This window comes from uncultured Paraglaciecola sp. (genome assembly GCF_963977085.1).
GTDB lineage: Bacteria > Pseudomonadota > Gammaproteobacteria > Enterobacterales > Alteromonadaceae > Paraglaciecola.
In genome coordinates, this window is the sequence record NZ_CAXBNC010000020.1 from 42145 (window position 1) to 61235 (window position 19091).

Here is a 19091-nt window from a genome sequence, read left to right on the forward strand (position 1 = left end):
CACGATTAAATTTGCAAGTAAATCGCTTAAAGCGCTTTGCCAATTTAACTTTGGGGCTGATACTAACACTACTATTTGGCAATTTGAGAGATTAGCATGGCTGAAGAAGAGTTAAAAATGGAAGAGGGCGGCAAAAAAAGCAAACTGATAATTATTATCGTTGCTGTTGTTGTACTTATCGCGGGGGGAGGTGCGGCCTATTACTTTTTGATGGCTGACGATGCATCAGAAATGTCAACGGTTGATGGTGAGCCTATGGTACAAGGAGAGGAAGGAAGGGCCTCTGCTCTTGTTAAAACTGGTACTGCCTTGTATGTCGCTATGCCCAGACCTTTTGTATTTAATGTGCCAGGGTCAACCCGTGACCGCTTAGTTGAAATTAAAGTGCAGTTAATGATGCGTGGGTCCGATAACGAAGAACAAGCCAAGATGCATATTCCCTTGATTGAAGGTACCTTGTTAAAAACCTTTAGTACTGCCAATGCCGATGACCTAGTCACTGAGGCGGGTAAAATTGCCATCCGTGACAGTGCATTGAAAGAAGTGCAAAAAACTATGTTAGATGTCAGCGGTAATCAAACAGTGGAAGAAGTGCTTTTCACTGGTTTTGTCATGCAGTAAGCACTGATTAGATAATGAGAGAGTTAGATTGAGCGATTTATTATCCCAAGACGAGATTGATGCACTATTACATGGTGTAGATGATGTTGAAGAAGAAGAAATTGACAGTGGTGTGTCTGATGGCTCGGCCATGGAATACGACTTTTCTTCTCAAGACAGGATCGTTCGTGGGCGAATGCCTACGCTTGAGATTGTAAACGAACGCTTTGCTCGGCATATGCGAGTCAGTCTATTTAATATGATGCGTCGTTCTGCAGAGGTCTCTATTAATGGCATCCAAATGATTAAATTTGGCGAGTATATTCATACTCTGTTTGTGCCTACTAGTTTGAATATGGTGCGTTTTCGTCCTCTTAAAGGCACAGGACTGATTACCATGGAAGCTAGGTTGGTGTTTATTTTGGTGGACAATTTTTTTGGTGGCGATGGTCGTTATCACGCAAAAATTGAAGGCCGAGAGTTTACCCCAACAGAGCGTCGTATTATTCAGATGTTGTTGAAACTTATTTTTGAAGATTACAAAGAGGCTTGGGCACCCGTTATGGATGTGTCATTCGAGTATCTAGACTCAGAAGTTAATCCCGCCATGGCTAATATTGTAAGTCCAACTGAAGTGGTAGTAATCAGTTCTTTCCATATAGAGCTAGATGGCGGTGGTGGGGACTTCCATGTTTCTCTGCCTTATTCGATGTTGGAGCCTATCCGTGAACTGTTAGATGCAGGTGTACAAAGTGATAAGGAAGACACAGATCTACGCTGGAGTAAGGCACTAAGAGATGAAATCATGGATGTGCAAGTGGCGTTATCCACCCATATGATGGATCTTAAATTGACTTTAGAAGACATCATGGAGCTAGAGGCGGGTTATGTGATCCCTATTGAAATGCCTGAACATATTACGGTATTAATTGAAGATTTACCGACCTTTAGAGCCAAGTTAGGGCGCTCAAGAGATAATGTGGCACTTAAAATAATTGAGAAAATTCCGCGCCCGACTTCTGTGAAGTCTGAGCTGCAACTGTTAACTAAAGGTGGTCGAAGAATTGACAGCGACGCCGAATTGCAAACCCTTGAAGATGATTGGTAATCCCTGTTATCGAGAGAATGGAGTAAATAATGAGTGAAGAAGACGGTTTAGACGATTGGGCTGCTGCAATGGCCGAACAAGCTGATGAAGAAAGCAAAGGTGAAGGCGTTTCAGATGATGAGGCCGCTATGGGGGCAGAGGTGGCTGAACTTGAAGAATTCGATGAAGACAGAGAAATCACACCCAAGGAAAAACGCAAACTTGACACCATTTTAGATATTCCTGTGACTATCTCTATGGAGGTCGGTCGCAGCAATATTAGTATTCGAAACTTACTGCAGTTAAACCAAGGTTCAGTGGTGGAACTTGACCGGGTTGCTGGAGAGCCATTAGATGTTTTGGTAAATGGCACGTTGATTGCTCATGGAGAAGTAGTAGTAGTCAACGATAAATTTGGTATTCGATTAACTGATGTTATTAGTCAACTGGAAAGAATCAAAAAGCTTAGATAAACAAAACGCTTATAAAACATGGGCTTGGATAACTCTTGGCTCATGTTTAAGTCTCTCTTTTGAGGCCAATTCAGCGCCTCAAACCCTATCAAACCCTACATCAATAGTGTCAATTTTCCTGTCTTTATTGCTGGTTATTGGTGTGGTATTTATGCTGGCGTTCTTAATGCGTCGGTTTAACGTCACTCAGTCTGGTACTTCAAATCTTAAAGTTGTTGCATCAATGATGGCTGGCACCAAAGAAAGAGTCATGGTGATCGAAGTGGCCGGTGAGCAACATTTATTAGGGGTGACCGCTCACAATATTAATCATTTAGCGACCTTATCTAACCCTATTGATACTTCGACATCATCGGCTTCGGGTAACGATAAATTCAAAGACAAGCTTGCACTCTTTATGGCCGGTAAAATAAATCCTGCTATGGCACAAAATGATAAAACAACCATAAAAACTCAGAGAGATAAATCATGAAAAAATTATCTATGAGTCTTTGTTTAATGATTTTGTTTTCTATTGTCAGTGGACAGGTCCTAGCCGAACCGGGGATCCCCGCATTAACGCTCACCGATAATCCAGATGGCAGCAAAGATTATACAATGACGTTGCAGGTTGTCGCTATCATGACGTCCTTAAGCCTGCTTCCCGCTTTTGTGATGATGATGACGTCTTTTACGCGGATCATCATAGTGTTATCTATTTTGCGTCAAGCAATTGGTTTACAACAATCACCGTCAAACCAGATTTTAATCGGTGTGAGTTTGTTTTTGTCGATGTTTATTATGGCGCCGGTGTTTGAAAAAATGAACGAAACCGCTTTGCAGCCTTACTTAAACGAAGAAATCACTTCAATACAAGCCTATGAAATTGGTAAAGAACCATTACGGGCTTTTATGTTGGCGCAAACTAGGGTTAAGGATTTGGAGACCTTTGTGCAAATTGGCGGTATGGATGGACAATTTCAAGATCCCCAAGACGTACCAATGAACGTGTTGATCCCTGCTTTTGTAACCAGCGAACTCAAAACCGCATTCCAAATAGGTTTTATGTTGTTTATTCCCTTTTTGATTTTGGATTTAGTGGTGGCCTCTATCTTGATGGCCATGGGTATGATGATGTTGTCACCTATGATTGTGTCATTGCCCTTTAAATTGATGTTATTCGTTTTGGTAGATGGTTGGAATTTAGTCTTTGGCACTCTAGCTAACAGTTTTGGAATGGGGTAGCGAATGTTAATTAGGCAAATAAATAGTCAAATGAATAAGGTACACCCATGAGCCCAGAAGTCTTTGTTGAAATACTCAAAGAAGCATTGCAGATGGTTATTCTGTTGGTTTCGGCGATTATCCTGCCCAGTTTATTTGTGGGCTTAATTGTTGCTGTGTTTCAAGCCGCTACCTCTATCAATGAACAAACTATGAGTTTTTTGCCGCGTCTAATAGTCACTTTGTTAGCACTTAGTTGGGGAGGACATTGGCTAGTGCAGAAACTGATGGACTTCTTTTTTACTATGGTAGAACGCATACCTGAAGTGGTGGGTTAAGGGTGTTGATTTTTCAGGCTAAAGGTTAACACCTTGGACATTACCACTACTACCATAATGCAGTACTTGGCAGACTTGTTGTTGCCATTTATGCGCATAACGGGGTTATTCACTTCAATGGTGGGTTTAAGTGCTAAGACTGTAACGCCTACTACTAGAGCGTTATTGACGCTGTTTTTGACTCTTATCATTATTCCAGTTATTCCTCCTGTACCCATTCCTGCAGCTGAACTCTTTTCTGTCGGCACGTTTTTGTTAGTAATTCAGCAGTTAATCATTGGTATCGCTTTAGGTTTTATATCAAATATGGTGCTCAATACCTTTGTGTTAGCAGGGCAAATTGTGGCCTTGCAAACGGGTTTGGGTTTTGCATCTATAGTCGATCCGGTAAATGGCATTAATGTTCCAGCCGTCGGCCAGTTTTATCTTATTTTGGCAACCTTGCTATTTTGGGCGCTAGATGGACATTTAGCGATGATCCGTATGGTGGTGATGAGCTTCGAGGCTTTCCCCATAGGTGAGGCTTGGTTTGCTCCTGAACAATTTCGAGATATTGCCCATTGGGCGGGGTGGATGTTTATTTCAGCTGTCACCATTTCTCTGGCGCCAATTGTGTCATTACTCATTGTCAACTTGGCCTTTGGGGTGATGACCAAAGCCGCTCCGCAATTAAATATTTTTAGTATTGGTTTTGCCATCGCGCAAATCATGGGACTGCTGATAATTTGGTTAACTTTAGACAACTTAACCCATCACTTTGAAGTGATGTGGGATCGGGCACAGCACATGATGTGTCAGCTCGTATTAGTGTGTCCGTAGATTAAGTGAGGTAAATCATGTCTGATGCAAATGAAAAAACAGAAGAACCCACCTCCAAAAAAATTGAGGACTCCCGTAAAAAAGGACAAATCGCACGCTCTAAAGAATTGTCAACGGCCTTAGTTTTAATAGCAAGTGCAGTCAGTTTCTTACTCATTGGTTCAATGATTGCCAGCGCAATATTCGAAGTGACACAGCGTACTTTTACCTTGTCTCGAGATGAAACCTACGACTTCACGCATATGTTTCAAGCATGGGGGTTTGCCTTCGATACCATTAGTATGCCTGTGTTGTTGTATATGGTGATTGTGACTATTGCAGGTATTTACGGGAACATTGCACTGGGTGGTTATAATTTCACTTGGGATGGCGCCAAGCCAAAAGCGCAGAAAATAAGCCCTATTGCGGGTTTTAAACGAATGTTTGGTATGAACAGTGTGGTGGAATTATTTAAAGCTATCGCAAAATTTGTAGTGGTGGCATTAATGGCTTACATCGCATTGATAACCTTCCAGGATGAAGCATTACATTTAGACTTAGAGTTATACCCCCTTAATCTATTTCATGCGATGGACTTAATTGCATGGGGTTTTTTAATAATGTGTTGTGCATTAATACCTATAGCCGTTTTCGATGTGCCTTATCAGAACTACAAACACAATAAAGAAATGAAAATGTCTATGCAGGAAGTCAAAGACGAACGTAAAAATGCTGATGGTGATCCCCAAGTAAAAAGTAGAATTCGTAAGTTACAATATCAAGCCGCTGCAAATCGTATGATGCAAGAAGTGCCTAACGCTGATGTTGTTGTGACTAACCCCACTCACTTTTCCGTGGCGCTAAAATATGACCAGTTTGGTACTCGGGCGCCAACTCTAGTGGCTAAAGGAGTGGATGAAATGGCCATGCATATTCGTACTATTGCGAACGCACATGAGGTGCCAATTGTTGCCTCTCCTATGCTGGCTAGGGCGATATATTATTCCACCGAAGCCGAGCATGAAATTCCAGAAAAACTATTTATGGCAGTTGCCCAAGTACTGGCCTACGTTTACCAATTAAAAGCCTTTAAACAAGGCAAAGGTAAACGTCCAAAACCATTAAATCGTAACCTACCTATTCCTCCAGAGTTGAGACGTTAAACGTCAACTTCTTTCAGGTAATTATACTGTCGAATAGACTTGGCGCACTAGTTGCTTTGAAAGCTATTAAGGCTAACAAAATCAACAAAGCGTCAATAATTCGTTTATGCAACTAACATCTTATTTAGGTAGGTTTGATAAAAACCAATTAAAATCCGTTACCTCTGGGTTAGGTGCTCCAATAGTCTTGTTGGCAATTATGGGCATGGTGATTTTACCTATGCCAGCATTTTTGTTGGATATTCTCTTCAGTTTTAATATTGCCCTTTCGCTGGTGGTTATTTTGGTTTCGGTATTTACTAAAAAGCCCGTTGATTTTGGTATCTTCCCCTTAGTGTTACTTATCGCAACTGTATTGAGACTTGCCTTAAATGTTGCGTCTACAAGGATAGTGTTACTCGAAGGCCACGAAGGCGGAGATGCAGCCGGTAAAGTAATTCAAGCTTTTGGGGAGGTGGTGATTGGCGGTAACTATGCAGTAGGTATAGTGGTGTTTGCCATATTACTCATTATAAACTTTAAAGTGGTCACCGCTGGAGCCGGGCGTATTTCAGAAGTCAGTGCGCGTTTTACCTTGGATGCTATGCCTGGTAAACAAATGGCCATAGATGCGGACTTAAATGCGGGATTTATTGATTCTGATGAGGCCCGTAAACGCCGATTTGAAATCACTAGCGAAGCAGACTTCTATGGCTCGATGGACGGTGCCTCAAAATTTGTTAAAGGCGATGCCATAGCCGGTTTATTTATCATGTTAATCAACATAGTGGGCGGCTTATTTATAGGCATGATCCAGCACGATCTAGCGTTTGGTGATGCAATTGAAATATATACCTTATTGACTATTGGTGATGGACTTGTAGCGCAAATTCCATCATTACTCCTTTCAGTCGCCACCGCCATTATTGTGACCAGAGAAAATGACTCTCAAGAAATGGGGAGCGAGTTGAGTCGGCAGTTGGGAAATCAACGCGCGCTGTATATTACTTCCGCTATTTTGTTTGTCATGGGTATTGTTCCTGGTATGCCACATATTGCGTTTTTGGGGTTTAGCGCCGTGGTTGGCGGATATGCTTATTATAGTCATTGGCGAGCGCAGAAAATTGCCAATGAGCCTGAAGTAACAAAATCTCTACCTGAACAAAACCAACAACCTTTAGAAGTAAAAGAGCTTGGTTGGGACGACGTTCAGCATGTTGATACTATTGGCTTAGAAGTGGGCTATAGGTTGATCCCCTTGGTCGATAAAGCCCAAGGTGGAGAATTACTAACTCGCATTAAAGGGGTGCGCAAAAAACTATCTCAAGAGCTGGGCTTCCTTATCCCTCCTGTACATATTCGCGACAACTTAGATTTGAGTCCTAATAACTACACTATCGCTATGTTAGGGGTCACTGTGGGTGAAGCTGAATTAAGCCATGATGATGAATTAGCGATTAATCCCGGCCAAGTATTCGGAAAATTAGAAGGGAAAGCGACCAAAGATCCAGCCTTTGGGCTTGATGCCGTATGGATCAGAGCCAATCAAAGAGAACACGCACAAACCTTAGGTTATACAGTAGTGGATGCTGCCACTGTTGTGGCTACACATTTAAGTCAATTGTTAACCAACAATGCTTATCAACTCTTAGGGCATGAAGAGGTTCAACAATTATTAGACCTGTTAGCCAAAAACAGCCCTAAATTAGTGGAAGGTTTAGTACCAGATATTTTGCCTTTGAGTACTGTGGTAAAAGTCTTACAAACCATGCTGTACGAAGGAGTGCCAATAAGAGATATGCGCAGCATAGTACAGACCTTATGTGAGTTTGGCCCTAAAAGCCAAGATCCCGACGTTTTGGTGTCTGCGGTGCGTATCGCCCTAAAACGATTAATTGTGCAAGAAATAAACGGCGGTTTGGCTGAAATTCCTGTTATTACTTTGGCGCCAGAACTGGAACAGATGTTGCACCAGTCTCTGCAAGCTGGCGGAGCTGATGGGGCTGGGATTGAACCTGGTCTAGCAGAACGCTTACAAGGTTCGTTGAACGATGCCGCTCAACAACAAGAATTAGCGGGTGAGCCTGCAGTTTTATTGACCTCAGGTATGTTGAGACCGGTATTGTCAAAGTTCTTAAAACACTCAGTGAGTGGGTTGCATGTATTGTCTTATCAGGAAATACCTGATGACAAACAAATCAAAATTGTCAGTGCCGTGGGTCAATAATCTGACGGGATGAAATAGCGTAGTGTGGGTATTTAAGGGGTATATATGAAAATCAGACGTTTTTATGGCAAAGACATGCGAGAAGCGCTCAAACAAGTAAAGGATGAGTTGGGTGGAGATGCAGTTATCATGTCAAACAAAAAACATGCTGACGGTATCGAAATAGTTGCCGCATACGATAAAGAACCCAATGCGCAAGTTTTGGCTGATAAAACTGAATCGCCGACCCAAGCTCAAGTTTCAAGAAAAACACCTACTTTGAGTGAAATTATTGGTGATACTGGTCCTGACAGTTTAAAAGCCCTATTAGAAAAACAGGCTCAGTCTAATTCTCCTGCGCAAATTAAAGATATTGAACAGCCTTCAGAAAAAAATCAGCAGTTTTACTCAAATCGCCCCGCTCCTGCTAAGCAAGATAACCAGCAACAGGATGCTCTTAAAGAAATGCGCCAAGAGTTGTCGTCTTTACGTCACATTTTGCAGTTTCAAGTATCAGGCTTGATTGAACAAGAAAAGAATCGTAAACATCCATTACATGGTTATTTGTTTCAAAGGTTACAGCAAATGGGGATTTCGGACGCTTTGGCAGAAGAAGTGGTTTCATATGCGCCAGAAGACGCTGATGAGAGGCAATCTTGGTTATTCCTGTTAAAACTATTGGCTAATAGATTACAAACCAAAGCGGATGATATCTTATCCCAAGCAGGTGTGGTTGCATTGATGGGACCTACAGGTACAGGTAAAACAACCACTATCGCTAAACTTGCTGCACAAGCCGCTCATAAATTTGGTGCTGACCAAGTGGCTATTATTACCTTAGATAATTATCGAATTGGCGCATTTGAACAAATTGCTACCTACGGAAAAATAATTGGCTGCAGTGTTAAACAAGCACAAAATTCAAACGATCTATCAGATTTACTTTATCAATTTAGAAATAAACGTTTAGTATTGGTAGATACCGCTGGTTTTAGTCAAAAAGATGCCAGATTAATCAAACAGTTAGATACTATGAAACAGAATTCTTGTGCTAACATTAGAAATTATTTGGTGATGCAGGCAAACTGCCAGTACCGTGTCATGCAACAAACTGTAAATGAGTATCGACAGATTTCTTTGCAAGGGTGTATATTGACTAAATTAGATGAGTGTTACAGTTTAGGAGAGGTAATTAGCGTGGCGATTGAGAACAAATTACAAATTTGTTATCTGGCCGACGGGCAACGAGTCCCTGAAGATTTACAAGCAGCAAGCACAAAATTTTTAATTACTAGTGCTGCTAAGCTTTATAAAAAATTCGGTTTAATTCATACTAACCCTAATCACGTTAATAACGCAGCAGTGGCAGTATGATTGAGGACCAAGCGAGTAGCTTAAGAAGAATGAATCAATCTAGGTTAATTAAAGTCATAGCCGTGACAGGTGGTAAAGGTGGAGTAGGGAAAACAAATGTTACCCTCAATACTGCAATATCACTTGCTCAACAAGGCAAAAGAGTCATGGTGTTGGATGCCGATTTAGGCTTAGCTAACGTAGACGTGCTTTTAGGTCTTAGGGTAGAAAAAAATCTGTCTCACGTATTGTCGGGCGAATGTACCTTAGATGAAGTGCTTGTTGAAGGTCCTTATGGGATCAAAATTGCACCGGCGACCTCTGGAAGCCAATCAATGACAGAGCTAACGCCTACAGAACACGCAGGTCTTATCCGCGCTTTTAGTGAGTTACAAACACAAATTGATGTATTAATTGTGGATACTGCGGCGGGCATATCAGATATGGTGTTAAGTTTTTCCAAGGCTTCACAGGACATAATGATGGTTGTCTGTGATGAACCCACGTCTTTGACCGATGCCTATGCTTTGATAAAAATTCTCAATAAAGAACATGGTATATTCCGATTTAAGATTGTTGCCAATATGGTGCGCAGTATGCGCGAAGGTGATGAACTATTTTCAAAATTAACTAAAGTAACCAATAGATTTTTAGATGTGGCATTAGAACTTGTAGCTGTTATTCCATTTGATGAAAATGTTCGTAAATCCGTTAGAAAACAAAAGGCGGTTGTTGAGGCATTTCCTACTTCACCTGCAGCTATGGCTATTAGAAGACTTGCTAAAAAAGCAATGGAGTGGCCTATTCCTAATCAACCTGGTGGTCACTTGGAGTTTTTTCTTGAACAATTGGTCACGAAAAAAGTAGTAGGCGATAACAGGTGAGTAGTAAAGCTGCTGCTTACCAACAACTGGCTGATAAGAATGAGTTGGTTGAAAGACACGCATCTTTGGTTAAGCGAATTGCGCACCATTTAATCGCTCGTTTACCTGCTAGTGTGTTAGTCGATGACTTAATTCAGGCGGGTATGATAGGCTTATTAGAAGCTTCCAGAAATTTTGATGGAAGTAAAGGTGCTAGTTTTGAAACCTTTGCAGGGATCCGTATTCGAGGATCTATGCTGGATGAAATTCGTAAAGGTGATTGGACGCCTCGTTCTGTACATAAGAATGGTCGTGCTATTACCGAAGCTATTAATCAAGTAGAACGAGAAACCGGCCGTGACGCTCGCGATTTAGACGTCGCAGTAAAATTGGAAGTCAGTATAGAAAGTTACCACCAAATGTTAAATGAGGTGAACGCTGGAAAAATTATTGGCATAGAAGATTTAGGTGTCACAGAAGATGTAATAAGTACCCAGCAAACCAAAGGTTCAGATTCGCCCTTTGAAGATTTTCTTCAAGGTTCGTTTCAAAAAGCACTGGCGCATGCCATTACAACATTGCCAGAGCGTGAGGCAATTGTATTGTCTCTATACTATGATGAAGAGCTGAATTTAAGAGAAATTGGTGAAGTACTGGATGTAAGTGAATCCAGAGTGAGTCAAATACATAGCCAAGCCATGTTGAAACTTAAGTCTCGCATGCAGTCTTGGCGTTCAAACGAAAAATAATTATAGCAATAAAGTTGGGTTTTAACCTGAGTGTTGGAACTCTTACCGGAGGTGGTTTTGGATAAGAATATGAAGATCCTTGTTGTTGATGATTTTTCAACGATGCGTAGGATTATCAAGAACTTACTTAAAGATCTTGGCTTTGCAAACATACAAGAAGCAGATGATGGTAGTACTGCATTACCCATGTTACAACAGGGCGATTTTGATTTTGTAGTAACGGACTGGAACATGCCCGGTATGCAAGGTATTGATTTACTTAGAGCCATACGAGCAGATGCTAATCTAAAACATATTCCTGTTTTGATGGTAACTGCCGAAGCTAAAAAGGAACAAATTGTTGCTGCAGCTCAAGCTGGCGTCAATGGTTATGTTATTAAACCTTTTACTGCTGCAACATTAAAAGAGAAATTAGCAAAAATATTTGAAAGACTTGGTTAAGTTCAGGCTAATCTGATTACGAGGAAAGACTGTATGACGGCCTTGAAAAATGCGCCAATTTCTCTTGATGACGCAAAAAAATTAGTAACGCTTTTAGAAAACGGAGATAACCAAGGGGCGCAAGATTTACTTGAATCCGCCGGCGCCCAAAACTCCGTAGAGTTATTTGCTGAAGTGGGCAAATTGACACGCCAACTCCATGATTCATTAAATAATTTTCAGCTCGATCCTCGTATAGTCGATATGGCGAACGAAGATATTCCAGATGCGCAAACAAGACTAACCTATGTAATCGAAGCAACGGAAGAGGCGGCAAATAAAACCATGGATTTGGTTGATTCTTGCATGCCTATTGCCGAAAAATTGCATGACGGCATAGTGAAGGTATTACCCGAGTGGAATAAACTGATTGCTCGAGATTTGCAATTGGGTGAATTTAACTTACTCGTAAAGGAACTGGATACGTTTCTGAAAAATGGTAGTGAAGATTCTGCGAAGTTAACCGGTCTGTTGACTGAAGTACTCATGGCTCAAGGATATCAAGATTTAACTGGTCAAGTTATAAGACGAGTTATTGAGCTAGTTAAAGAAGTTGAAGACAATCTAGTCTACATGCTCACTATGTTTGGCGGCGTCGCATCAAAAGATGGTGCCGAGGTGATTGAAAAGCCTAACAAATCTGAGAATGAAGCCGATATGATAAAGGCTGAAGGTCCAATTTTGGATGCCGACAGCAGAGAAGACGTAGCGTCAGATCAAGATGACGTTGATGATTTGCTTTCGAGTCTGGGATTTTAAGGGGGCTTTAAAATGGCTTTTGATGTTGACGAGGAAATACTAGCTGACTTTCTGGTTGAAGCCGGGGAGATCTTAGAGTTATTGCAAGAGCAGCTCGTCGATCTAGAAAATAATCCAGAAGATGCAGATCTGCTTAATGCCATTTTTAGAGGCTATCATACCGTTAAAGGTGGGGCCGGGTTTCTATCGCTGACTGAACTAGTCGATATATGCCATGGCGCAGAAAATGTGTTTGATGTCATGCGCAATGGCCAACGAGCCCTTACGCCTGAACTCATGGATGTAATATTACAGGCCACCGATGAAGTTGTGCAAATGTTCGACCTTGTCAAAGCGGGCGAGCCACTCGTTGCAGCTGAGAAGAGCCTTATTGATACACTTACCAGACTCAGCAAGCCTGAAACGGCTGACGAGGCAGCAATTTCAAAAGCACCTGAAACCGTTGTCAGTGAATCTGTGGCTACTGATGAAGTGGTAACAAGTTCCGATGATTTTAGCGAAGATGAATTTGAAGCTTTATTAGATGAGTTGCATGGCAGTGATGCCCCTGGTACTAAGGAAGCTGTTAAAACAGAAGAATCATCTACCAGAGATAGTGATGAAGATATCAGTGATGACGAGTTTGAGGCACTTCTAGATCAATTACACGGTAAAGGTCAGTTTAAGGGGGATGAAACTCCAACCCCTGTTACGGAAAAACAGACACCTACAACCTCAGAGGAGGATAATTCCTCAGGAGATGATATATCTGATGATGAATTTGAAGCTCTTTTAGACCAACTTCATGGCAAAGGCAAAGGACCGGCAGTCGAGTCAGTGAGTGTCAAAGAAACAAAACCCGTTGCGGTGCAGCCAGCTGAGGTTAAACCGACACCAGCCCCAGCTAATAAAGTAGAAGCAGTTAAACCTGCAGTCCCTAAGAAAGAAGAGAAAAAGTCAGCACCTCCTCCTCAAGCTGAAACCACTGTAAGGGTGGATACTAAGCGCCTTGATCAAATAATGAATATGGTTGGCGAGTTAGTACTGGTTAGAAACCGTCTACTCAGCCTGAGTGCCAATGCTAATGATGAAAGTATGGCAAAAGCCATAGCGAATCTAGATGTTGTCACTGGTGATTTGCAAGGCGCGGTCATGAAAACCCGTATGCAGCCCATCAAAAAAGTATTTGGGCGTTTTCCTCGTGTTGTGCGTGATCTTGCGAGGACATTGAAAAAAGAAATAACCCTTATTCTTGAAGGTGAAGAGACTGATTTAGATAAAAATTTGGTTGAAGCTTTGGCCGATCCTTTAGTGCATTTGGTTCGAAATTCTGTTGACCATGGTATTGAAATGCCAGAGGACAGGAAGGCTGCTGGTAAACCTGCTATGGGCACGGTTAAGTTGTCTGCTTCTCAAGAAGGTGACCATATCCTACTCAGCATTATTGACGATGGTAAGGGCATGGATCCTGACAAATTGAAGGAAATTGCGGTTTCCCGAGGTGTGATGGATGCTGATACCGCTGCGAGAATGACCGATGTTGAAGCTTTTAATTTGATTTTTGCTCCAGGATTTTCAACAAAAACTGAGATATCTGAAGTATCTGGCCGTGGTGTCGGTATGGATGTAGTAAAAACTAAAATCAATCAGTTGAATGGTTCCGTGAATATCGACTCCAAGATGGGCGTGGGTACTACACTTGAAATAAAAGTGCCATTAACCTTGGCAATCTTACCCACGCTGATGATAGTGATTGGTGAACAGACCTTTGCGTTGCCCCTAGGATCTGTGAATGAAATTATCAATCTTGATATGAAAAAAACCAATACTGTTGACGGTCAGTTAACCATGATCGTTCGCTCTAAAGCCATTCCACTATTTTATTTGGGAGAGTGGTTGGCAAGAGGGGAAGTGAATATTGATAAAACCACAGGTCATGTTGTTGTTGTGCAAATCGGTACCCAGCAGCTTGGTTTTGTAGTAGACGCGCTGATTGGACAGGAAGAAGTGGTTATCAAACCTTTGGATGAGTTACTTCAAGGTACACCCGGCATGGCAGGCGCTACAATAACCAGTGACGGTGGTATTGCCTTGATATTAGATGTGCCAGGATTACTGAAAAGGTATGCGGCCAAAAAAACATAGGTACTTATGCGCTTAATAAGCCTAACAAAGAAAGTGATAGTTATAGATACGGGTAAAATAGGCGAAGATGACATATAGGATTTTGATAGTTGATGACTCAACTTTTTTTCGCCGCAGAATAAAACAGATACTTGAAGAAGATGCTGAATTAGAAGTAGTAGGTGAAGCCAAAAATGGTGAGGAAGCCTTAACCTTAGTTGCTTCTTTAAAACCTGATGTTGTGACAATGGATATTGAAATGCCTGTCATGGACGGGATCACAGCAGTGAAGAAAATAATGGCCAGTAACCCTGTTCCTATTATTATGTTTTCGTCACTTACTCAGGAGGGCGCATTGGCAACGTTGAATGCATTGGATGCCGGTGCATTAGATTTTCTCCCTAAAAAATTCGAAGATATTGCTTTAAATAGAAAAGAAGCCATTTTGTTGCTACAAAACCGGGTCAAGGCTCTGTGCGGTAGAAAGGTATTCGGCTCTCATTTTTTGTCAAGAACACGCTCTGAAGCATTTAATTCAGCGAATACGCTGCCAACCCATAATGTAAACAGAATTGGTAGTACAGCCAGTAGAAAAACGAACTTAGGTGCTAGCCATTTAAGTCGCTACGAATGTTTAGCTATAGGCACCTCTACAGGTGGCCCTGTGGCGTTACAGAAAATTTTAACTGAGTTACCGAGTGATTTTCCTATTCCAGTCGTGCTGGTGCAGCATATGCCCGGCTCTTTTACTCAAGCATTTGCCAAACGCCTCGATGATTTATGTGATGTGACCATAAAAGAAGCGGCTAATGGTGACTACTTAAAACCTGGGGTATGTTATCTCGCGCCAGGTGGTAAACAAATGACCTTTGAAGGCAGAGCAGGTCACGTGAAGATCGTCATTTCTGAACCAGAACGTTTTCCAGATATAACCTATAAGCCAAGTGTTGATGTGACTTTTGAATCTGTAGCCGAGGTGTATTCTGGAAATGTACTGGCCATTATCTTAACGGGCATGGGGGCCGATGGCCGAGAAGGTTGTAAAAAGTTAAAAGCCAATGGTGCTAAAATATGGGCACAAGATGAGCAGAGTTGTGTTGTTTATGGGATGCCTCAGGCTGTTACTGTCGCCAATATATCCCAAGCGAATTATGATATTGCTCACATGGCAGGCCATATCATTAACGAAATTGTAGGTTAGGGGAAAAGGAGCTCTGTGGGTGTTGTTTCAAAATGAAAATGTTGGTCTATCTGTCATGGCATTATCCTTAACGCTGTTTCGTAAAGTGTGGATGTTACTGTGGTAGTTTGGACTGTAGCAAACCATAAAGGTGGTGTAGGTAAAACAACCACAACAGTGACACTTGGCGGTTTGTTGGCCCAAAGTGGGCAACGAGTGATTTTGATAGATACCGATCCGCAGGCTTCATTAAGTTATTATTTTGGCGTTGACTCGGAAGAATTGTCTGCAAGTTTATATAACGTGTTTATGGCAGGAAAGTCTGTTACTAAAGAAAATGTTTTAGACTGTTTAAGCCCGACTAAATTAGACTCTTTATTTATTTTACCCGCTACAATGGCACTGGCTACTTTGGACCGAAAGTTAGGTACACAAAGTGGAATGGGGTTAATTTTGCGGCAAGCCTTAGATCTTATACGCGATGAGTTTGATTACGCTCTTATTGATTGCCCACCAGTTTTAGGGGTGTTAATGATTAACGCTTTGGCAGCCTGTGACAGAGTTGTAATCCCAGTACAGACTGAATTTTTAGCATTAAAAGGTTTGGATAGAATGATACATTCTATGGAAATCATGCAGAAATCTTTAGCAAAAACGTTCGCTTATACTATAGTGCCGACTATGTACGATAAACGTGTGAATGCAGCTACTGACGCATACAGTACGTTAACCCGTACCTATAAAGAGAGTGTATGGGTTGGATTAATTCCAATTGATACACGATTTAGAGATGCCAGTCAGGCGCAAAGTCCTCCATCAGTATATTGCCCTAAATCCCGTGGGGTTTTCGCTTATGCTAAGTTACTTAGTTACCTACAAAAATTGGAAACACAAAAATGAGTGGTACTCCATTCGCTAACGAAGATGTGATGGATGATTATATGTCAGCCTTGTTGACAGATGAGCCCATTCTTGAAGATGTTCAGCGACAATCTGTTGAGCAGTTATTAAAGACCGCACCGATTCCAAGAACCGAGCCGTTTATTCAACCTGCAGTAGAAACAGTTGAAGCCGTGCCAGTGATTGCTAAAGTTCTTGAGCCTCAGGTCGAAAAAAAGTTAGTAGAGACTAATACGCCAACCAAAGTGTTTATTCCTGTTATTCCTAAAGGGGAGTTTCAGGTACTTTTGTTCGAGGTTGCGGGTATGACAATGGCAGTACCTTTGACTGAATTAGGCGGAATACATCAGATAGAGAGTATTAACCCACTTTTTGGCAAACCTGCATGGTTTAAAGGCGTTTTGCTGCATCGAGACGAAAAGTTTAATGTGGTCGACACAGCAAAGTGGGTAATGCCAGAAAAATCTGCTGAAAAGCTGGCAGAATCCACAAAATATCAATATCTTATAGTATTAGGTGAAAGTGGTTGGGGGTTAAGCTGTGAAAGTTTGGTTGCCACCGAAACATTGATACCAGATGACGTTAAGTGGCGAAATGTAGAAGGCAGTCGCCCTTGGTTATCTGGGATGGTTAAAAAGAAAATGTGTGCCTTGGTGAATGTACAACAGTTGATCAACATGTTGAATCAAGGTTTAAGCAGCAACGATTAGCCTATTTTGGGCCGGAGCAATGGGAATGAGTGACGACAGAAATTCAAGTAATACAGTAGCCGCAAATGGTGATGAAGTCCTGCAGTGGGTTACGTACAAATTAGGTGAAGAAACCTACGGTATTAATGTAATGCAGGTACAAGAAGTGTTGCGTCATACTGAGATAGCCCCAGTCCCGGGTGCTCCAGATTATGTATTGGGGATAATTAACTTAAGAGGCAATGTTGTTACGGTTATCGATACACGTTCGCGCTTTGGATTACCTTCGTCTGACATTTCAGACAATACCCGAATCGTCATTATTGAATCTGATGACCAAGTGGTAGGTATACTCGTGGACAGTGTGGCTGAAGTGGTTTACCTGCGTTCTTCTGAAATCGACAGTGCCCCTAATGTGGGTACTGAAGAAAGCGCCAAGTTTATTCAGGGTGTGAGTAACCGAGATGGTCAACTACTTATCCTAGTTGATCTAAATAAATTACTCAGTGACGAAGAGTGGACCGAAATTACCAATATCTAAGCGTACAACTTAGACTGCACGTCTTACTATACGTAAAATTCCTGATTACGTTATAGTGGGGCGTGTATTGTTACCTTTTTAGAGATAATTATGAGTTTCCCATTACTACTAGGCTTAATAGCATTGCTTGTCTCTATTGTTAGCTTAACGTTTATATTGGTGCTGTTTAAACGAAATAGCACTCAAAATAAAGCCATTGCCACGCAAACTCACTTGCAGTCTGAACTTAGCAAAAAGCTCAATGACCTTAAAGAAGAAATACATGAAATCCGTAGTGGCAATTATGGTGTTATTAGTCGTGTCAAAGAATTGGTGCATCAAGTCGATAGTTTACAAACAGCCCAACAAACTTTAGCTGAAAGTCTTGTAGAACAAGATCCCCAGAGTCGCTTCTATAGCAAAGGCGCAAAGCTTATTAGTCAAGGGGCTAGCCTCGAAGATGTAATGCGCGAATGTGACATGCCAGCTGCAGAGGCTGAGTTACTATTCAATCTTCATAATAGACAAAGATAACTCTTCTATTTTTCAATTTAGATTAAATTATGGGTTCCAACTGACAGTCTAAGACTGTTTTTATAATATTTTATCAATTTCATTTAGACGTCTAGACGTAAAGATGTTGACTTTTTTATTGTATTAAGCCAAATTTGTTAACACCATTTTCAGCCTTAGATCCTTTATGCCAATTCGAATCCCAAGTAATTTGCCTGCACAAAATGTCTTAAACAAAGAAAATATCTTTGTGATGGATACCGAGCGCGCTGCGACGCAAGATATCCGGCCGATGGAGGTGGGTATTTTAAATTTGATGCCAAATAAAATGGAAACTGAAGAGCAGTTTTTACGTTTGCTTTCTAATACACCTTTGCAGGTTAATATCGATTTAATTCGTATTGATAACCAGGCACCCAAAAATACCCCTGCTGCACATATGGATAATTTTTACGTTGAGTTTGATGATGTGGCAAATAAAAAATATGACGGGCTAATTGTGACAGGGGCACCTCTGGCACACCTTGCTTATCAAGATGTGAAATACTGGGAAAAAATGACTGTTATCATGGACTGGGCGCGCCGTCATGTGCAGTCTACTTTATTTTCTTGTTGGGCTGCTCATGCTGCAATTTATCACTTTTTTGGTAAAAATAGGGCACTTCGTGATCAAAAATTAAGCGGCGTTTATCGACATTTTGTGCAAAATGAACACGATGAATTGCTTCGGGGGTTTGACCCGGCTTTTTACGCACCACAATCTCGTTATGGCGAAATAAGCTTGGATGATTACGCATCCATTCCTGGTTTGAATGTATTGGCTAAATCTGATGAAGGAGGCGCATATATAGTTGCGTCAGAAGACAAACGTTTGGTATTTGTCACTGGGCATCCTGAATACGACCCTGAAAGTTTAAAACAAGAATACCAAAGAGATTTATCGACTAATGGTCAGCCGCAAATCCCAGTAAACTACTTTGTCGATAACGATCCAAATAAAGAGCCTATTGTTAATTGGCGAGCCCATGGCAGTTTATTGTTTACCAATTGGTTGAACTATTATGTTTACCAAAATACTCCTTATGATTTGACTCAGCTTGCTGAGTGAAAAGAAAATTTTATAGGTAAGAAAAAA

Annotated in this window: 21 protein-coding genes; all 21 read left to right on the forward strand. The window is 41.3% G+C overall.

Going from position 1 to position 19091, the window contains the following annotated elements; all coding sequences use genetic code 11:
- Positions 1-96: 96 nt before the first annotated feature.
- The 21 genes from fliL to metA all read left to right on the forward strand — a co-directional run bounded on the left by fliL (position 97) and on the right by metA (position 19064).
- Positions 97-621, forward strand: coding sequence for a flagellar basal body-associated protein FliL (gene fliL, locus AAC000_RS18675; RefSeq protein WP_339724873.1), 525 nt, complete (start codon positions 97-99; stop codon positions 619-621).
- A 28-nt stretch (positions 622-649) separates the two neighbouring features.
- Positions 650-1708: a flagellar motor switch protein FliM gene (gene fliM, locus AAC000_RS18680; RefSeq protein ID WP_339724875.1), complete on the forward strand. Its 1059-nt coding sequence runs from the start codon at positions 650-652 to the stop codon at positions 1706-1708.
- Between the two features lie 29 nt (positions 1709-1737).
- The gene (gene fliN, locus AAC000_RS18685; RefSeq protein WP_339724877.1) at positions 1738-2160 is read left to right on the forward strand and encodes a flagellar motor switch protein FliN; all 423 of its coding nucleotides are present in this window, start codon (positions 1738-1740) and stop codon (positions 2158-2160) included.
- Entirely contained in the window at positions 2120-2632 is a 513-nt protein-coding gene (gene fliO, locus AAC000_RS18690; protein WP_339724879.1) for a flagellar biosynthetic protein FliO, read from the forward strand. The genes fliN and fliO overlap by 41 nt, the downstream gene beginning before the upstream one ends.
- Positions 2629-3384, forward strand: a complete 756-nt coding sequence (gene fliP / locus AAC000_RS18695) for a flagellar type III secretion system pore protein FliP (RefSeq protein ID WP_339724881.1) — start codon at positions 2629-2631, stop codon at positions 3382-3384. The genes fliO and fliP overlap by 4 nt, the downstream gene beginning before the upstream one ends.
- A 47-nt stretch (positions 3385-3431) precedes the next feature.
- The gene (gene fliQ, locus AAC000_RS18700) at positions 3432-3701 is read left to right on the forward strand and encodes a flagellar biosynthesis protein FliQ (protein ID WP_007618912.1); all 270 of its coding nucleotides are present in this window, start codon (positions 3432-3434) and stop codon (positions 3699-3701) included.
- A gap of 33 nt (positions 3702-3734) precedes the next feature.
- Positions 3735-4520 carry a flagellar biosynthetic protein FliR gene (gene fliR, locus AAC000_RS18705; RefSeq protein ID WP_339724889.1) on the forward strand — a complete coding sequence of 262 codons (786 nt, stop codon included), beginning with the start codon at positions 3735-3737 and terminating at the stop codon, positions 4518-4520.
- Between the two features lie 17 nt (positions 4521-4537).
- Complete coding sequence (gene flhB, locus AAC000_RS18710) at positions 4538-5662, forward strand: flagellar biosynthesis protein FlhB (protein WP_339724890.1); 1125 nt, start codon at positions 4538-4540, stop codon at positions 5660-5662.
- A 106-nt stretch (positions 5663-5768) separates the two neighbouring features.
- Positions 5769-7868 (forward strand): flagellar biosynthesis protein FlhA, encoded by a 2100-nt coding sequence (gene flhA / locus AAC000_RS18715; RefSeq protein WP_339724891.1) that lies wholly within the window; start codon positions 5769-5771, stop codon positions 7866-7868.
- A 45-nt stretch (positions 7869-7913) separates the two neighbouring features.
- Entirely contained in the window at positions 7914-9221 is a 1308-nt protein-coding gene (flhF, locus tag AAC000_RS18720) for a flagellar biosynthesis protein FlhF (protein WP_339724892.1), read from the forward strand.
- A complete protein-coding gene (locus AAC000_RS18725; protein WP_339724893.1) occupies positions 9218-10084 on the forward strand; it encodes a MinD/ParA family protein in 867 nt (288 codons plus the stop codon). The genes flhF and AAC000_RS18725 overlap by 4 nt, the downstream gene beginning before the upstream one ends.
- Complete coding sequence (locus tag AAC000_RS18730; RefSeq protein WP_339724895.1) at positions 10081-10812, forward strand: RNA polymerase sigma factor FliA; 732 nt, start codon at positions 10081-10083, stop codon at positions 10810-10812. Before AAC000_RS18725 ends, AAC000_RS18730 begins: the two co-directional genes overlap by 4 nt.
- Before the next feature lie 57 nt (positions 10813-10869).
- The gene (gene cheY / locus AAC000_RS18735) at positions 10870-11253 is read left to right on the forward strand and encodes a chemotaxis response regulator CheY (protein ID WP_039989185.1); all 384 of its coding nucleotides are present in this window, start codon (positions 10870-10872) and stop codon (positions 11251-11253) included.
- A gap of 33 nt (positions 11254-11286) precedes the next feature.
- On the forward strand, positions 11287-12051 hold the full coding sequence (locus AAC000_RS18740; protein ID WP_339724898.1) for a protein phosphatase CheZ: 765 nt from the start codon (positions 11287-11289) through the stop codon (positions 12049-12051).
- A gap of 12 nt (positions 12052-12063) precedes the next feature.
- Positions 12064-14175, forward strand: a complete 2112-nt coding sequence (locus AAC000_RS18745) for a chemotaxis protein CheA (RefSeq protein ID WP_339724900.1) — start codon at positions 12064-12066, stop codon at positions 14173-14175.
- 67 nt (positions 14176-14242) lie between these two features.
- Positions 14243-15355, forward strand: coding sequence for a chemotaxis response regulator protein-glutamate methylesterase (locus AAC000_RS18750; RefSeq protein WP_339724902.1), 1113 nt, complete (start codon positions 14243-14245; stop codon positions 15353-15355).
- 99 nt (positions 15356-15454) lie between these two features.
- Complete coding sequence (locus tag AAC000_RS18755; protein ID WP_339724905.1) at positions 15455-16234, forward strand: ParA family protein; 780 nt, start codon at positions 15455-15457, stop codon at positions 16232-16234.
- Positions 16231-16944: a chemotaxis protein CheW gene (locus AAC000_RS18760; RefSeq protein WP_339724907.1), complete on the forward strand. Its 714-nt coding sequence runs from the start codon at positions 16231-16233 to the stop codon at positions 16942-16944. The genes AAC000_RS18755 and AAC000_RS18760 overlap by 4 nt, the downstream gene beginning before the upstream one ends.
- A gap of 25 nt (positions 16945-16969) precedes the next feature.
- On the forward strand, positions 16970-17464 hold the full coding sequence (locus tag AAC000_RS18765) for a chemotaxis protein CheW (protein WP_293750551.1): 495 nt from the start codon (positions 16970-16972) through the stop codon (positions 17462-17464).
- Between the two features lie 90 nt (positions 17465-17554).
- Complete coding sequence (locus AAC000_RS18770) at positions 17555-17977, forward strand: DUF2802 domain-containing protein (RefSeq protein WP_339724912.1); 423 nt, start codon at positions 17555-17557, stop codon at positions 17975-17977.
- A gap of 166 nt (positions 17978-18143) precedes the next feature.
- On the forward strand, positions 18144-19064 hold the full coding sequence (gene metA / locus AAC000_RS18775) for a homoserine O-succinyltransferase (protein WP_339724914.1): 921 nt from the start codon (positions 18144-18146) through the stop codon (positions 19062-19064).
- Positions 19065-19091 lie beyond the last annotated feature (27 nt).

Coding starts and splice junctions, on each gene's coding strand:
- AAC000_RS18725 (WP_339724893.1), top strand. CDS start 9,218: ATGATTGAGGACCAAGCGAGTAGCTTAAGAAGAATGAATCAATCTAGG.
- flhF (WP_339724892.1), top strand. CDS start 7,914: ATGAAAATCAGACGTTTTTATGGCAAAGACATGCGAGAAGCGCTCAAA.
- metA (WP_339724914.1), top strand. CDS start 18,144: ATGCCAATTCGAATCCCAAGTAATTTGCCTGCACAAAATGTCTTAAAC.
- AAC000_RS18765 (WP_293750551.1), top strand. CDS start 16,970: ATGAGTGACGACAGAAATTCAAGTAATACAGTAGCCGCAAATGGTGAT.
- fliN (WP_339724877.1), top strand. CDS start 1,738: ATGAGTGAAGAAGACGGTTTAGACGATTGGGCTGCTGCAATGGCCGAA.
- fliQ (WP_007618912.1), top strand. CDS start 3,432: ATGAGCCCAGAAGTCTTTGTTGAAATACTCAAAGAAGCATTGCAGATG.
- AAC000_RS18770 (WP_339724912.1), top strand. CDS start 17,555: ATGAGTTTCCCATTACTACTAGGCTTAATAGCATTGCTTGTCTCTATT.
- AAC000_RS18745 (WP_339724900.1), top strand. CDS start 12,064: ATGGCTTTTGATGTTGACGAGGAAATACTAGCTGACTTTCTGGTTGAA.
- fliL (WP_339724873.1), top strand. CDS start 97: ATGGCTGAAGAAGAGTTAAAAATGGAAGAGGGCGGCAAAAAAAGCAAA.
- AAC000_RS18750 (WP_339724902.1), top strand. CDS start 14,243: ATGACATATAGGATTTTGATAGTTGATGACTCAACTTTTTTTCGCCGC.
- fliO (WP_339724879.1), top strand. CDS start 2,120: ATGTTATTAGTCAACTGGAAAGAATCAAAAAGCTTAGATAAACAAAAC.
- AAC000_RS18740 (WP_339724898.1), top strand. CDS start 11,287: ATGACGGCCTTGAAAAATGCGCCAATTTCTCTTGATGACGCAAAAAAA.
- flhB (WP_339724890.1), top strand. CDS start 4,538: ATGTCTGATGCAAATGAAAAAACAGAAGAACCCACCTCCAAAAAAATT.
- fliP (WP_339724881.1), top strand. CDS start 2,629: ATGAAAAAATTATCTATGAGTCTTTGTTTAATGATTTTGTTTTCTATT.
- flhA (WP_339724891.1), top strand. CDS start 5,769: ATGCAACTAACATCTTATTTAGGTAGGTTTGATAAAAACCAATTAAAA.
- AAC000_RS18760 (WP_339724907.1), top strand. CDS start 16,231: ATGAGTGGTACTCCATTCGCTAACGAAGATGTGATGGATGATTATATG.